The organism is Aeribacillus sp. FSL K6-2848 (genome assembly GCF_038004325.1).
GTDB classification, from domain to species: domain Bacteria; phylum Bacillota; class Bacilli; order Bacillales; family Aeribacillaceae; genus Aeribacillus; species Aeribacillus composti.
Genome location: NZ_JBBOQQ010000001.1, coordinates 1,573,253 through 1,589,371 on the forward strand (window position 1 = coordinate 1,573,253; position 16,119 = coordinate 1,589,371).

Genomic DNA, 16,119 nt, shown 5'->3' on the forward strand with positions numbered 1-16,119 from the left:
GCCGGTTTACCTTAAACCAATTTCGATTGGCTTAGATCTCCCGTTTCAGTTTTCCCATTGTCGGTTTACCTTCAACGAACCTACTAATAGATTCCGTAGGTTTTTTGAAGGTCTGCCGACTTTGGCAATTCTCTCGTATTTTTTCAAAAAAAGTTGTTTTCATTATACATCATCGTTTTCAAGATTGCACGTATTTTTTTAGAGATTTATAGAAAAAGCGTTTACGTTTATTTAAGGAGTTTCTTTTCCAAATTTTGAAACAATTTAAACACCATAATTCGCTCCCCGGTTTGAGTACTAAGGTCCGTATGGAAACTTTTTACTTGCTCTTCTGTAATTTGAAAAATCATCTCTTTCAGCTCATCAACCCCGGATTCGACTAAACTGGAGCGGATTTGTTTCACAGACAACATCCCTTCTTTAGACTCACAGAGGGCATATTCCGCTGGGGTTAGAATACCTTGCAGCGATACAATAATCATATCCCGCAAAATATCCGTTTTGACGGACACAGATCCGCGTCCAAGAAAATCTTTTTCCCATTTTGTTAATGCTTTGCTGATTTCAGCCTCGATACTGCCTTTCGATTGATTCATGATGTTTCACCTCTCTAACAGGTACATGACAAGGAATTAAAGTTCGAAAATGATAAAACGACTGATACATTCGTATTCCCTTTTTTGATCAATAATCATTATTATAATCATTATCGGCTTTGGCTGCTAGAAAAAAATCATTCTTTGTTTGAATCAATCATTTTGAAATGGCAATTCCATCATCAATTTAGGAATCCAAAAGAGATTGTAAAGCATGGATAAGAACACCGTTTACCCGAGGCCCAGTCGTCACTCATCTTTTAAGGTTTCTAGAGCGTAAAAGGGAGCGCGTCCCCAGTTGTCGAAAAAAGCAGTAGCCATTAACCATCGAACGATAACAATTTTCAACATCCGAGATGTAACCTGTTCAGCGTTTTATCATTGACAAAGATACAGGTTTTCGCTGCAAAAAATATCGGAAAATGTTCCAACCAAACAAAGCTGTACGGCGAGATGTATTCTTTGAGCGCTAAAACAGCGTATTTCAACCATAAAGGATCTGGTGAAACGATTGAAACATGATCTAATTTTTCTTCTTGGGTGATATACTAGAAGATATGAAAGACTTGATTCTTCTTCAAGTCATAGAAGAAGGTTGTTGATGAGGAAAACGCACCGTGAACGCAACTAATTAAAAACCGAGAGTTTAGCTGTAATGATCATTTAGGCACTGAAAAAACTATTGCAACAATCAGCATGAAAAGAGATAATAAGATTTATATGGAATTTTATAAAATATTGCTAAAATTATTGGTAGGGGATGTAGTAAATATGAAAGTTGTAAAGTTTGGTGGAACGTCCGTTGCATCTGGGCAACAAATTCAAAAAGTGTTCGATATCGTCACATCTGATCCGAAAAGAAAAATTGTCGTTGTTTCGGCTCCTGGCAAAAGATTTAAAGAAGATGTGAAAGTGACCGACTTATTAATAAAGTGCGGGGAAGAATATTTGAACAATGGCAGCGTAAAGGAAACATATGAAGCTGTTGTGAACAGATATGTTGAAATTGCTAAAGAATTAGGATTATCTAATGATATTATTGATCGAATTTCTGCTGATTTGCAAGAAATTTTACATGGGGACAAATCAAATCCTGCCCGTTTTATGGATGCGGTGAAGGCCAGCGGTGAAGATAATAATGCAAAACTGATCACTGCGTATTTTCAATCGCGCGGAGTTGAAGCCCATTATGTGAATCCTAAAGAAGCAGGGCTTATTGTGAGCGATGAACCAGGCAATGCACAAGTGCTGCCGGAAGCCTATGAAAATTTAAAAAAGCTTCGTGATCGCTCAGGAATTCTGATTTTTCCTGGATTTTTCGGCTATTCAAAAGACGGAAAGCTCGTCACCTTTTCACGTGGCGGTTCCGATATAACCGGTTCTATTTTGGCCAACGGGGTCGGAGCGGAAATATATGAAAACTTTACGGACGTAGATGCGGTCTATTCCGTAAATCCAAATTTTGTTGAAAATCCAAAAGAAATTCGGGAGCTTACATATAAAGAAATGCGTGAGTTATCTTACGCTGGCTTTGCAGTATTTCATGACGAAGCACTTATTCCGGCATTCCGTGCAGGAATCCCGGTAAATATTAAAAACACCAATAATCCATCGGCTCCTGGTACAAAAATTGTACATGAACGAACAGATTCTAACGGCCCTGTCGTGGGCATCGCCAGTGATACCGGTTTTTGCAGCATTTATGTCAATAAATATTTAATGAACAGAGAAATCGGTTTTGGCCGAAGATTGCTGCAAATTTTAGAAGATTTTGGGCTGTCATATGAACATACACCTTCTGGAATTGATGACATTTCTGTCATTTTGCGCCAGGACCAGTTTGATTCGGAAACAGAACGGAAAGTTGTAGAGCGGATCAAAAAGGAACTGGAAGTCGATAATATAGAAGTTGCTTATGATTTAGCGGTAATCATGATTGTTGGCGAAGGAATGCGGAAAAATGTCGGAACGATGGCCAGAGCTGCAACAGCGCTTGCAAACAGCGGTGTGAACCTTGAAATGATCAATCAAGGGTCATCAGAAGTGAGCATGATGTTTGGCGTAAAAGGAACGGATGAAAAGAAAGCCGTAAAAGCGTTATATGAAGAGTTTTTTGGGACTAAATAACTTAATCAAAATTGTCCACGCCTGCAGACAAAATGTATTTTCTGTCTGCAGGCTGTTTTTTTGTTGGAACAGATAAGATATTTATGGAGATCCGGTACTTTTTTTCTGATGAATGAGTGGCTTTTTCTTTGAAAATAGCAAGTTCATTCTCCATTTCAAAAACGAGCGATTTTACTTTTTGCTTTCTAAAAGGGCAGTCTATTTATTGAAAAACATATGGCGACTTTACATATGCGATTTCAAGCGGATTAAAAAAGATTTTGCAGAAAAAGTTATGGTAAACGGTCGTATGCCTCTTAAAAAGCTAGTCGTCTGAAGCATTGATGATGAAACTGGGTCGATTTTACTATTCTTTAAAAATGATGAATTTTGCACCGATATAAATAAAAACATCCATGAGTAATTTTACTCCCCACCCATGCATGAAAATCCATCATTCCTTCCCATAATGGATATGAACGCAAACAGTTTTGAAAGACGTTCTCTTTAATGGTGGTTCGACCCTGTAATAAAAACTGTTTGAGTCCATTTGGTGTTCCACCCATTGTCAGCCCTTTTCGTGTGAAAAGGTGACTACGAACAGAAAAATGCCTAACGTGCAAATGGACTCCCTGTTTGCGAATTTATCGATGGAAGGAGTAAGAATCATGGATGTTCTTTATCATCGTTGTGCAGGATTAGATGTCCATGCCGAAACAATTGTCGTTTGTGCTCTTCTTGGAGAGGAAGAACACGTTCAAAAGGAAGTTGAAACATTTCCTACTTTCACGAAAGACTTGTTTCGTCTTCTGAAATGGTTAGAAGATCGTGGTGTCACTCATATTGCGATGGAGAGTACGGGCGTTTACTGGAAACCTGTGTTCAATATTTTGGAAGATTACTTTGACATTACACTTGCCAACGCTCAGCGAATCAAAAATGTACCGGGGAGAAAAACCGATGTTTCCGATGCAGAATGGATCGCCAAATTGTTGCGTTACGGATTGATCGAGAAGAGTTTCGTACCTCCTGAGAACATTCGAGAATGACGGGATTTAACTCGCTTGCGCAAAAAATGGATCGGGCAGTTAACCGCGGAGAAAAACCGCATTCAAAAAGTGTTGGAATGTTCCAATATCAAGTTAAGTTCCGTGATTTCGGATGTATTTGGTGTATCTGGGCGAAAGCTACTGGAACGTTTAATGAAACAGGGATACATCGAAGAAACCGAAGTCGATGCTTGCATTCACAGGAGTATGAAGAGGAAAAAACAACAAATTCAGGATTCTCTCTTTGGTACATTGACCAACCATCAACTGTTCATGATTCGCCAATCGTGGAAGCACATCGAATCGTTGGAAAGTTTACTTCGAGACATCGAAGAACGAATCGACCAACTCTTACAAGTATACAAACAAGAGATGGAGCTTCTTGTGACCATACCGGGGATCAAGAAGGAAACCGCTGCCGTGATTATCGCTGAAATCGGAGTCGATATGGGACAATTTCCAACGTCTCAACACCTCGCTTCATGGGCGGGAGTCGCGCCGGGAAATCATGAAAGTGCTGGAAAACGAAAAAGTACCCGAACGACGAAGGGGAATCCGCATATCAAATCGGCGTTATGTGAGGCGGCTTGGGCTTTGTCTCGATGTAGGAATCAACGTTTGGCAGCGAAATATTGGTCATTGGCGGCACGCAGGGGAAAGAAAAAAGCACTCGTTGCGATCGCGCACCGAATGCTTACCATCATTTACTGCATCATTTCTCGAAAAGAACCGTTTCGAGAGCAGTAAATAAATTAGTATAACCAAAAAGGTTCAGAAATATACGAGATACCTAAAAATAAGGTAGCTCTGCTTTCCTATTGCCTTTTTTTGGTCGTTAATAGGGTATCCAATTTGATTGTGGGGTATACCGCTTCAGCCATGGTTAATTGATTTTCACAGAAAAAGAGGTTTGGGAAGGGGATCGTAGATCATATGAAAAAGAATAAAACAGTGACAAGGATCACTACTTCCAAAAAGCAAGGCGGATTGAGAAGAAGGCTGCTCAGAAGCTTTGGAATATTAATGCTGCTAACATGTTTAATGGCCGTTATTAATTTTGGGGTAATAAAAAATTTAACAAATCATACGGAAAGCATCATGAAGGAAGATGTAGAAGGACTGATCCAAAACGAGAAAATGCGATACAATATTGCAGAACGCATTTCATTAATAAACCAGTTTCTTCTATATGGGGACCGAGACATTCGTCAAAAATACGAAGAATTGGCAAAACAGAGCAGCGAGATTCAAAAGCAGTTATTGAAATTGAATTCTTCACAGCAAATGAAGGATTTAGTTGCGAAATGCCACCAATGGGAATTGCTTGTCCGACACGAGGTTTTATTTGACTATGATATGGGGAAAAAGAATGATGCTTTAAAGCAAATGAAAGAAAGTGTACAACCGCTTGGGGAAACGATTATTCAAGAATTTGAAAAAGTGACGTCGGATCGACAAAACGATGTAATCAAAAGCGGAAATAATATGATTCAACTTAGCAATCTATCTATCATCATCATATTAGCTGTTTTGGCCTCCATACTTTTAATCGGTTTCATCATGTCCTTTAAAATGGCTCGTTCCATTACGAATCCTTTGATCAAAATCGCCGGCCAAATGGAGCAAATATCTAAGGGAAATCTAATGTTGGAACCGTTATCAATAAAGTCGAAGGATGAAATCGGCGAATTGATGGAAGCTGTCAACGAAATGGGGAATCAGCTTCGAAAGATCGTGCAAGACATTCATCATGCTTCAGATACTATGTCAAAACAAAGCAGCGATTTGCTTTCTTCCTCTAAAGAGCTAAAAGAAGGAAGCAACCAAATCGCTGCGACAATGCAAGAGCTGTCGGCTGGAGCAGAATCGCAAGCTAATTCTGCCTCAGAGCTTTCTGAAGCAATGGGTATGTACATGGATAAGATTTATCAAATACATAGGAATGGAAAAGAAATGTTTGATAAATCGAGAGAAGTGCTGGAGTTGACGGACAATGGCAGCAAGCTGATGAATCAATCGAAAAAACTTTTTGATTATATGTTTACAGGCATGCAAAGCAATATGAAAAAAATTAAAAAACTTGATGAACGCTCAAAACAAATTTCCAAACTCGTTGAAGTTATTCAATCTATAGCTGATCAAACAAATTTGCTCGCGCTAAATGCAGCGATTGAAGCGGCTCGAGCGGGGGAACATGGAAAAGGATTTGCAGTAGTTGCAGACGAGGTCAGAAAATTGGCTGAACAAGTTTCCAGTTCCGTTGTGGATATTCAAAAAATCGTGGAAGAAGTCCATAGCGAGACGAATAAAGTGACGAAAAGCTTTGAATTAGGATTTCAACAAGTAGAATCGGAAATGGATTCAATGAACGAAACGAGTGCCGCATTTCAACAAATTAAAGAAACGATTAAAGAAATTTCCGAAAGAATCAACAATGCTCAAAATGATTTAACTGACATGTTATCAACGAGCGAATCGATTAATGATTCGATTTCCAACATCGCATCGATTTCGGAAGAGGCGGCTGCAGGTATTGAACAAACATCAGCTTCAGCAGCAACGGCAAATGAGTCAGCGGCAACTATTGCTTCACATGCCGAATCCATGTCAAATCTGGCTGGAGATTTGCAATCTTTAGTGAAAAGGTTTCAAGTTCAATAATCAATTTTTACGAACCGTATGACAAAATAAAAGGATGAATGGACTGTAAAGCGTGCAAGCATCTTGCTGCACGCTTTTATTTGTGCGCCCGGCATGTATATGAACTATAGGGTGTAAGTCCCGAACCCCGAAGACAGAAGTAGAGGTTAGCCAAGAGCAAGGGTGTCCGTGGTGACGCGGAATCTGAAGGAAGCTGGAGGCAAAACACCGGTCCGAGGAACACGAACTTCATATGAGGCTAGGTATCACTGGGTGAGTTTGCAAGACAAAACAAAGCCCTTTCTGCCGAAGGTGATACAGAGTAAATGAAGCAGATGGATGGAAGGAAAGATTACACTCTTACCCGGGGAGGTCTGGCTGGCACGCCAAGTAACCTTGGTAACCTATCTAGTGATAGATAGCTGAACCGTCAGAAGTCAGCAGAGGTCATAGTATTAGTTGGTCTAGAACAACTAAGAAGGACCGAACAATTAAGAGAGAATAGCCCTTGGCATTCAGTGAGTCATGATGAACACAGAAAACGTAGTACCTCACTTGAGGGAGGAAGCGGTGAATCCCGTGGGAGACCTCTTGGAGGGTGGAGTGACCACTGGCATAAAGAGAACAGCTATTCACGGAAGTTATGAAAACTTGCGTCAATTATCTTAATTGAACCGCCGTATACGGAACCGTACGTACGGTGGTGTGAGAGGACGGGAGTTAATCGCTCCCTCCTACTCGATTTTTCGATAAGAAAAGATTTTGACTGACTGTTTGGTAGAGCGCACTTTTAAAATGACAGCGTTTACATAAACTGTTTTTTCCATTAAAATGAGCATTATAAAATAAAAAAAGGAAAAGGGGATTGGAAATGTTTTTTTCCTATACTCAAGAAGAAATGGAGAGGGCTTTAAACTTGTTTCATACGCTTGCAAAAGCGTATAAAAACGTTTCGGATCACGCCAATCGAGACAGCAAGGAGCATGGTTTGAATCCAACCGAATATGCTGTATTGGAGCTTCTGTACATAAAGGGTCCGCAAAAACTTCAGCAAATCGGGTCAAAACTATTGCTTGTCAGCGGTAATGTAACTTATGTTATTGACAAGCTTGAAAAAAACGGGTGGATTTATCGGGAAAAAAATCCGAAAGATAAACGGTCAGTTTATGCAAATTTATCGGAGAAGGGGCGCCAATATTTTGATGAAATATATCCGATCCGCGCCTTAAGGATGGCGAGAGTTTTTTCCGGCCTATCCGAAGAAGAACAAGTGCAATTGATCGAACTGTTAAAAAAAGCTGCAGACTCCAGCAATAGTGTGCTGTTTCGATAATTTTTATGAATGAAATTCTATGTAATTATTGAATAAAGCTATGTTTATACCGATATAAAAAATGAGAACCCATAGTTGAGGAAGTGTTAAAATAATGGATCGCCTTTTTCAACAATTTTATGACCTCATTTTTCAATTTCACCCTGATATGATCGTTTTTTGTGATCCAAGCGGATTGGTCAAGGAAGGCAACAGAATGGCTGCGCATTTTTTGCAAAAGAAAGGTTCGATTTATCATTTTTTTCATTCTTCATCCAGAAAAGAGATTCAGCATCTTTTTGAACAGGTGAGGATAACCGGCGAACCTGCAACTTTTGAGGCAGTTGTTGAGGAAACGCCTTCGTCCATCTTATGCCTTCCTTTATATAGCAATAATTTTTTTTATGGTTATGCGCTGATTATAAGAGATATTTCAAAAGTAAAGGAAGCGGATGAAAAGATTCAATATTTAACGCAATTTGACGATTTGACAAAGCTGCCAAATGAACAAGCTACTTTCAACCGTTTAGAGTATTTATGCCAAACAGAAAAAAATCCTGCTGCAGTTGTGAAGTTTCAAATTAACCGCTATAAATACATAAACGAAATTTTTGGGAAAGATATTAGTAATGAAGTGATTAAGTCATTTGCAAGGCAGTTGAGAAATATTTTTCCCGATACATACTTTATAGGTCGATTGTCAAATGACGAGTTTTTAGTTATTGTTTACAATGTTGTAAATAAAGATGAGATGATTCGTGATATTGTGCATCGTATCAATAAGCTGGAAGATATACTTGTCATCAACGATTTGGAAATTTATTACGACTACAGCATTGGCATCGTGTTTTACCCGGTTCATGGAAGAACGCCGAAAACTTTAATTAAAAATAGTGAAATTGCTATCAAAATGGGGAAAGAAAAAAACGAGCGCATTGCCCAATTTAATAATCATAACAGCAAATCGATCGAACGAAGAATTTTTATAGAAAATGAGCTTTACAAAGCTGTGAAAAAAAGAGAATTATGTTTATATTATCAACCGATCGTCGATACAAAAGAAAAAAAAATTACCGGCTTTGAAATGCTGCTCAGATGGAAACATAAAGAGCTTGGGATGATTCCCCCTTCAGAATTTATACCGATTGCGGAAGATACAGGGCTTATCGTAGAAATCGGCAAATGGAGCATGGAAAAAGCTTGCCAGCAATTAAAGGAATGGAGAGATAAGGGCTTCCGTGACTTGAAAATCAGTGTCAATTTATCTATTAAACAATTTTACCAGCATGATGTTGTGAAAATGATTACGGATTACTTGACGATGTATGAAATTCCGCCTGAATGCTTTGAGCTTGAATTTACCGAAACCGTCCCAATGTACAATTTTGAATGGTTTTTGGAAATCATCCGTAAGTTAAAGAAACTAAATATAGGTCTGAGCATCGATGATTTCGGAACAGGCTATAGTTCGCTCAGCTATTTAACGAAGCTGAAGCTGGATAAAATTAAAATTGACCGTTCTTTTATTCAAAACATTTATTTAGAGCACGACCACAATGTCGTTGTAAAAACGATCATTGCTCTAGCACAAAATTTGAAGCTTTCCATCGTAGCGGAAGGCGTCGAAAAAAAAGAACAAGTATTTTTTCTGAATCGCCACCATTGTTTTCAAATGCAAGGTTTTTATTTCAGCAAGCCTGTTTCATCTGATGAAGCATTCCAACTTTTGCAAAATTGGCCTGAAAAGAAAAATCAATTGTTCATTTGAAAATCTTGATCGTCGGATTTAGATTGATTACTCTTAAAAAAATATTCTGCTTTTAACAGGTGAAACCGGCAATTTTGCCGGTTTCAACGAGAGAATAAGCTCTGGCATTTTTGAAAAAGTCAAAATGCAATATTTACCATCCCCACCAAGATGCACCAACAATAATGAGAAGGATGAACAGAACGACGATTAACGCAAAGCCTCCGCCGTATCCTCCAGATACTCCAGACATATGAAAACCTCCCTGTGAAATGTTTTATTACAGTTATAAACTATGCTGAAGAAGCTCAAGTTGTATAGGCGGTTTTCATAATAAATGCTCGACAATGGCCTTAATTTTTTCATGCTGATCGATGGAAAAATAATGTTTCATTGGACAAATACCTGATTTTACCCTGTTGATGCAGTAGTCCATTGTAAAAGATTCAGCGTCAAGCTGTTCATTGACTTCATTCCAATGAAGCGGAGCGGCAACCGTTCCATTTTCGACTCCTCTGACGGAATAAGGTGAAATGATCGTTTTTCCCTCTGCATGCTGTAAAAAGTCAATATAAAGGCGGCTGCCCCGGTTTTTCTTCAAGCGTTCAATCGTAAATTCGTTCGGATGCTGTTCGGCTAAATAATTAGCGAAAAAAGACGTAAACCGCCTCGTATCCTCATATGAGAAAATGTTGGTGCCGATCGGAATATGAACTTGAATTCCTTTGTTTCCGGAAAGCTTTGGAAAGGAGGCAATCTCAAACCGATCTAAACATTCCTTCAGCTTGTTTGCAGCATAAACAGCCAAATGAAATTCGTTTTTCGACGGCGGATCTAAATCAAATACAATTTCCGCCGGCTGTTTTTCCTTCCACGTATTAAAGGGGATATGAAATTCAATTGCGAGCTGGTTGCCAAGCCACATAAGCGTTTTTTTGTCATTGCAAATGATATAATGAATCCCGTCGATTGCTTTTGTCTGAATAAATTCCGGGGCATAATCAGGACAATTTTTTTGAAAAAATGCTTCTCCCAACAAACCGTGCGGATAGCGGATCACCGTTAAGGGGCGGTCTTTTAAAAATGGAAGCATATAATCGGAAATTTCCAATAAATAAAGCAAAAAATCTTGTTTTTGTATATCATGTTTCGGCCAAAGAGGTTTTTCAATATGTGTGACAGCAACATCTTTGACATTGGCTTCAGCCATTTTCAGCTGCAAAAAAGTGCAGTCTGTCCAATCATGTTCCAATGCAAAGGAATGGAAAGAAGGTTCTCTTAAACTGCCGCCGTCAATGGAAAGAAACCGTACTTTCATGCAAATGGCCGGCTCTATAGTATATAGATGGTTTTCCTTTTTTCCTTTCTTTTTTATAATCTCCAACAACGCTTGTTTTTGGTTGTCAGGCATACCGTGAGAAAAAACGCCGGCTTGCACAATTGTTCCTTTATGATGAACAGAAATATGCATGTAGCCGTTGTTTGAATCAAATCCAGTGACAAAAAAGAGCGCTTCTTTAAAGTTTTTGATTTTCAGCCATTGTGATGTTCTTTTCTTGTTCTCATATGTGCTTAACATATGTTTGCAAACAACGCCTTCTCCATCATGCTGGACAATTTTTTCCCATAATTGGGAAAACTGATGATATGCTTGAATCATTTGGATCGGGACCGGATTCTCTGGACTAACATGCAGCGGTAAACCGAGTTGTTGAAATAAGGAGGATAGTAGTTCTTTTCGGCTGGAAAGGGGTTTTTTTGTTATATCCTCTCCTTGCAGCAAAAGTATATCGAAAACGAGAAGCTGATATGCTTCGGTCGTTTCATCGCTTTTTCTTTTCCATTTTCTTTTTAAAGAGGCAATATCAGCGGAAAAAGCTGTTTTGAGCATAACAAGCTCTCCGTCCAAAACAAGCGGAAAAAAAGGACGCCATTTTTCTATTTGTTTTTCGATAAAATGTTTAATTTCCGGGAACGATGGGGATAAATCGTTTCCATTTCGGCTCATGAGAGAAATACGGTCTTCGTCCGCTTGCAATATCGCGCGAAAACCATCATATTTTGGCTCATATAGCCATTGCTCCCCTTCCGGAATATGGAAAGATAATGTCGGCATCATCGGTTGCATAGTGTTCACCCTTAAAGATTGGAGGATAGATTTGTGAAAAATGCAGTTTTTTTAGACAGAGACGGCGTTGTAAATGAAGTGATGACCAATCGTGTCCGTTTCGTAAATAAGCCTGAAGATTTTTATTTGCTAAAAGGAGCAGCTGAAGCTGTTGCGCTTTTGAACAGATCCAATTTTGACGTTTTCGTTGTCACAAATCAGGGCGGAATCGGATTAGGATACATGTCAGAAAAAATGCTCCACAAAATCCATGAAAAAATGGTTCGTGAAATTGAAAAAAAAGGCGGAACGATTAAAGAGGTTGCCTATTGTCCCCACGCACCTAAAGAAGGCTGCGCCTGCCGTAAGCCGGAGCCGAAGATGATTGTTGATTTGGCAAAGAAATATAACATCAATATAGAGAACAGTTATATGATTGGCGATCGTGAAGTAGATATCGCTGCCGGAAAGGCTGCAGGAGCTAAAACGATATTAGTAGGCAGCCGCCATCAAGAAAAAATAGCTGATTTTCATTTTCCGGATTTGCTGTCGGCCGCCCGCTTTATTGTCCGGCAAAGCTAAGCTTTTTTGCGGGTCGTTTTCGTTTTTTTGCCTGCTGCACCGCTTTTTTCTTCTCCCTTTTTATTTAATGATTTTGAGCGTTCGATGCTTGCCTCAAGCGCACTCATTAAATCGACTACGTTCTTTTTTGGAGACGGTTCAGCCGTTTTTGTTTCGTTTTGCTGTACTTTTTGTTCAATTTTTTCTTGAATCCGCAAACGGTATTCATCTTGATATTTCTCCGGTTGGAACGTTGTTGTCAGCTGATCGATAAGCAGCATGGCAGCGTCCAGCTCTTTTTTTTCAATATTGGTATTTTGAGGAACCCCGGGAACGTCACGGGCGTTTCGCACTTCATCTGGATAATGAATTGTTTCCATTAAAATGACGTCCTCATATGTCCGGATGACAGCCAATTGTTGTTTAGAGCGCATTGAAATCTTTCCAATTCCAATCTTCCCTGATTGTTTCAATGCTTCACGAAGCAATGCATACACTTTTTGTCCGTTTTCGCCTGGACCGATATAATATGACCGGTTAAAATAAATCGGATCAATTTCCGGCAAATTCACGAAATCGACGATTTCAACCGTTTTGTCTTCATTTTCTTCCTTCAGAGCTGCTAATTCCTCATCTGTTAAAATAATGAATTTGCCTTGTACATATTCGAACCCTTTCACAATGTCATCGTTGCCAACTTCTTCGTCGCAGTTTGGACAACGTTTTGCGTATTGAATTGGGGTATGGCATTTTTTGTGAAGCTGACGAAATTTCATATCCTTGTCTTCTGTAGCAGAAAACAGTTTGACCGGGATGTTGACGAGCCCGAAGGATATGGAACCTTTCCACATCGTATGCATATTCATTCCGCCTTTCCGTAAGTTACCTTTTCTTTCTCTTTATTTTTAGCGAAAGGATCAGAATGATTTGTGTTAAAAAATGTAAGTTACATACTCGAAAACCGGTTCATACAAATTTCGAAAAAAGAAAAAAATCGGCAATTTGCCGATTTTAGGTTGAACCAATTATTTTTTTTCATTTTTTTCTTCTTCGTCAAGAATTCCTTTTGTAGCCAGCTTGAATTCCCGCAGCGTTTTTCCTGCTGCTTTTCCAAGCTCCGGAAGCTTGCTCGGTCCAAAAAGCAAAAGTGCAACGAAAATGATTAAAATAAATTCTGTCCAACCAATTCCCATGTTCTATTCCTCCTAAAAAATGTTCCATTTCATGCCGTTATGCAATCGGAACATGAACAAATAAAACTTATGAAACATCATCCAACATCATTTTACCCTAAACAATATGAAAAATGAAGCATTTGGACGAACATGGGAAAGGATAAAATGTTTGTATTATTTACAAAAGTCTATTTTAAGGCTGTTTTCCGCTAAAATCAGCCTGAGCTTGTGCAATTAAACGCTTTGTCATTTCTCCTCCAACAGATCCGTTTGCGCGTGAGGTAGTATTTGAACCAAGGTGGACACCAAACTCTTGCGCGATTTCCATTTTAAATTGTTCAAGAGCTTGTTCAACTCCTGGAACAATTAATTGATTTCGCCTTGCCATTCGAATTCAACTCCTTTTTGCCTGTTTACGCATAGTTTGCAAAAAAGAAGTGATCTGATGTGTGGAACTTGTTGGTTAAAAATAAACAATGTAGTTGACCGTAAAATGTTGATATTGGTATGAATTTACCAGCATATAAAAGGAAATGTAAGAAAACTATATAAAAAAACTATTCAGTACAAACTGACCATTAAATATAAGAGATATCCGCTATATACCGCGTTTGTATCCATCAAGAAAAATTAGTTATACTTATAAAGCAACGAATCGTTCGGGTTTACATATTTTTATTATGAGCTATTAAAGCTTAGTATGACAATTTTATCGGCGTATTATTTTGAAAATATTGAATTTTATAAAAAGGGGTGGAAAAATGCCGATCATTGAGGTAAAAAATTTAACAAAAATTTTTGGTAAAAACCCCGCTCAAGCATTGAAGCTATTAGATGAAGGATTTTCAAAGCATGAAATTTTACAAAAAACCGGACATACAGTGGGAGTGAATCGCGCTTCCTTTTCCGTTGAGGCTGGAGAAATTTTCGTCATTATGGGGTTGTCTGGAAGCGGCAAATCCACATTGATAAGATTGCTCAACCGGTTGATTGAACCGACTAAAGGAAGCATTTTTATCGATGGGGACAATTTGTCAAAAATGGATAAAAAATCATTGCGAGAGGTGCGGAGAAAAAAAATCAGCATGGTTTTTCAACGATTTGCCCTATTTCCGCACCGAACGGTTTTAGAAAATGCAGAATTCGGACTTGAAATTCAAAAGGTCCCAAAAGAAGAACGAAGGGAGAAGGCAATCAAAGCGCTTGAAATGGTCGGATTAGGACAATATTTGGAGCAAAAGCCTAATCAGCTGTCAGGCGGAATGCAGCAGCGCGTAGGACTTGCGAGAGCATTGGCAAATGATCCTGAAGTGCTGTTGATGGATGAGGCCTTTTCAGCCTTGGATCCGCTTATCCGAAAAGAAATGCAGGATGAATTGCTCGATCTTCAAGGGACGATGAAGAAAACCATTATATTTATTACACATGATTTAGATGAAGCTTTGCGGCTTGGAGACCGGATTGCCTTAATGAAAGACGGATCGATTGTGCAAATCGGTACGCCCGAAGAGATTTTAATGAATCCGGCAAACGACTATGTTGAAAAATTCGTTGAAGATGTAGACAGATCGAAAATATTGACGGCGCAGCATATTATGAAACGGCCCGAAACGATCAATATTGAAAAGCATGGACCGCGTGTTGCATTGGAAAGAATGAGAGAAGAAGGGATATCCACCATTTTCGTTGTTGACAGCAAACGGAATCTAAAAGGTTATGTAACAGCTGATGATGCATCAGAAGCAAGAAAAAAAGATGTTCGTGATATTGAAGAAATATTGCGGACAAATGTTCCGAAGGTTGAAAAGGACACTCCAATGCATGATATTTTTACGGTCATCCACGACTCGCCGATACCAGTAGCAGTAGTCGAAAAGGAAAAATTAATAGGGATCATCGTTCGCGGGTCAGTCATCGCGGCTCTTGCAGGTGAAAGCGAGGTGAGCACAAACAGTGCTGAATAATGTGTTGGATTTTGTTCCGAAAATTCCAGTTGCGGAAAAGATCAAACAATTTACGGACTGGGTGACAAATTCTTTTTCGTTTTTGTTTGATCCGTTAAAAAAATATTTTGAGGATTTAATGGAATATGTGGCGGATTTGTTGGGGGCTGTGCCGCCTGTTTTAGTCATATTGATCGTTGCCATTATTGCCTTTTTTATAAGTGGAAAAAAGTTTGGCCTGCCGGCATTTTCCATCGTCGGCCTTTGGTTTATTTACAACCAAGAGCTTTGGGATCATTTAATAAGTACATTTACTTTAGTTTTGATGGCAAGTTTATTATCCGTCATCATCGGTATTCCAATAGGTATTTTAATGTCTAAAAGCAGAACAGCGGAAGCAATGATTACTCCTATCTTGGATTTTATGCAAACGATGCCTGCATTTGTCTACTTAATACCTGCCGTTGCTTTTTTTGGCATCGGCATGGTGCCGGGAGTGTTTGCATCATTAATTTTCGCGACACCTCCTACCGTTCGTTTTACGAATTTAGGAATTCGCCAGGTGCCGAAAGAATTGATTGAAGCTTCTGATGCATTCGGTAGCACAGCAGTTCAAAAACTATTTAAAGTAGAACTGCCGATGGCGAGAGCCACAATTATGGCCGGAATCAATCAAACCGTCATGCTGGCATTATCAATGGTTGTCATTGCCTCGATGATTGGAGCGCCGGGTCTTGGAAGAAACGTGTTATCCGCTTTGCAGCGCGCTCAAATTGGTCCCGGATTTGTTGCAGGTATCGGTATTGTCATATTAGCCATCATTATCGACCGCTTCACTCAAAGCATGAACAAGAAGCATGATCATGTATAGCAAGTTGGTCTT

Annotated in this window: 13 protein-coding genes and 1 pseudogene; 8 read left to right on the forward strand and 6 right to left on the reverse strand. The window is 39.1% G+C overall.

Annotated elements, in window-relative coordinates:
* Window positions 1–227: 227 nt before the first annotated feature.
* On the reverse strand, window positions 228–596 hold the full coding sequence (locus NSS70_RS07750; RefSeq protein WP_311067132.1) for a DUF2294 domain-containing protein: 369 nt from the start codon (window positions 594–596) through the stop codon (window positions 228–230).
* Between the two features lie 771 nt (window positions 597–1,367).
* Here NSS70_RS07750 and NSS70_RS07755 point away from each other — a divergent pair.
* The 5 genes and pseudogenes from NSS70_RS07755 (at window position 1,368) to NSS70_RS07775 (ending at window position 9,471) form a co-directional block, all read left to right on the forward strand.
* Complete coding sequence (locus NSS70_RS07755; RefSeq protein WP_339199543.1) at window positions 1,368–2,723, forward strand: aspartate kinase; 1,356 nt, start codon at window positions 1,368–1,370, stop codon at window positions 2,721–2,723.
* A gap of 647 nt (window positions 2,724–3,370) precedes the next feature.
* Window positions 3,371–4,498: pseudogene (locus tag NSS70_RS07760) on the forward strand (IS110 family transposase).
* 186 nt (window positions 4,499–4,684) lie between these two features.
* Window positions 4,685–6,412, forward strand: coding sequence for a methyl-accepting chemotaxis protein (locus NSS70_RS07765; protein ID WP_339211266.1), 1,728 nt, complete (start codon window positions 4,685–4,687; stop codon window positions 6,410–6,412).
* Between the two features lie 850 nt (window positions 6,413–7,262).
* Entirely contained in the window at window positions 7,263–7,724 is a 462-nt protein-coding gene (locus tag NSS70_RS07770) for a MarR family winged helix-turn-helix transcriptional regulator (RefSeq protein WP_063389390.1), read from the forward strand.
* Window positions 7,725–7,818: 94 nt separating this feature from the next.
* Window positions 7,819–9,471 (forward strand): bifunctional diguanylate cyclase/phosphodiesterase, encoded by a 1,653-nt coding sequence (locus tag NSS70_RS07775; RefSeq protein ID WP_339199548.1) that lies wholly within the window; start codon window positions 7,819–7,821, stop codon window positions 9,469–9,471.
* 133 nt (window positions 9,472–9,604) lie between these two features.
* On the opposite strand, the gene NSS70_RS07780 is transcribed toward NSS70_RS07775, so the two are convergent.
* Both NSS70_RS07780 and NSS70_RS07785 read right to left on the reverse strand, forming a co-directional pair.
* Window positions 9,605–9,703 carry a YjcZ family sporulation protein gene (locus NSS70_RS07780; protein ID WP_063389388.1) on the reverse strand — a complete coding sequence of 33 codons (99 nt, stop codon included), beginning with the start codon at window positions 9,701–9,703 and terminating at the stop codon, window positions 9,605–9,607.
* A 75-nt stretch (window positions 9,704–9,778) separates the two neighbouring features.
* Entirely contained in the window at window positions 9,779–11,578 is a 1,800-nt protein-coding gene (locus tag NSS70_RS07785; protein WP_339199550.1) for a DNA ligase D, read from the reverse strand.
* 33 nt (window positions 11,579–11,611) lie between these two features.
* Here NSS70_RS07785 and NSS70_RS07790 point away from each other — a divergent pair, with 33 nt between their 5' ends.
* On the forward strand, window positions 11,612–12,139 hold the full coding sequence (locus tag NSS70_RS07790) for a D-glycero-alpha-D-manno-heptose-1,7-bisphosphate 7-phosphatase (protein WP_063389386.1): 528 nt from the start codon (window positions 11,612–11,614) through the stop codon (window positions 12,137–12,139).
* Here the strand turns inward: NSS70_RS07790 and ku are convergent.
* The 3 genes from ku to NSS70_RS07805 all read right to left on the reverse strand — a co-directional run bounded on the left by ku (window position 12,136) and on the right by NSS70_RS07805 (window position 13,681).
* Window positions 12,136–12,978 carry a non-homologous end joining protein Ku gene (gene ku, locus NSS70_RS07795; RefSeq protein WP_063389385.1) on the reverse strand — a complete coding sequence of 281 codons (843 nt, stop codon included), beginning with the start codon at window positions 12,976–12,978 and terminating at the stop codon, window positions 12,136–12,138. The two genes, NSS70_RS07790 and ku, sit on opposite strands and share 4 nt — an antisense overlap.
* Before the next feature lie 165 nt (window positions 12,979–13,143).
* Window positions 13,144–13,311, reverse strand: a complete 168-nt coding sequence (locus NSS70_RS07800) for a twin-arginine translocase TatA/TatE family subunit (RefSeq protein WP_063389384.1) — start codon at window positions 13,309–13,311, stop codon at window positions 13,144–13,146.
* A gap of 175 nt (window positions 13,312–13,486) precedes the next feature.
* Window positions 13,487–13,681: an alpha/beta-type small acid-soluble spore protein gene (locus NSS70_RS07805; RefSeq protein ID WP_063389383.1), complete on the reverse strand. Its 195-nt coding sequence runs from the start codon at window positions 13,679–13,681 to the stop codon at window positions 13,487–13,489.
* A gap of 373 nt (window positions 13,682–14,054) precedes the next feature.
* On the opposite strand from NSS70_RS07805, the gene NSS70_RS07810 reads away from it, so the two are divergent.
* A complete protein-coding gene (locus tag NSS70_RS07810; RefSeq protein WP_339211275.1) occupies window positions 14,055–15,257 on the forward strand; it encodes a quaternary amine ABC transporter ATP-binding protein in 1,203 nt (400 codons plus the stop codon).
* Window positions 15,247–16,107 carry an ABC transporter permease gene (locus NSS70_RS07815; protein ID WP_339211276.1) on the forward strand — a complete coding sequence of 287 codons (861 nt, stop codon included), beginning with the start codon at window positions 15,247–15,249 and terminating at the stop codon, window positions 16,105–16,107. Before NSS70_RS07810 ends, NSS70_RS07815 begins: the two co-directional genes overlap by 11 nt.
* The last annotated feature ends 12 nt before the right edge of the window (window positions 16,108–16,119 follow it).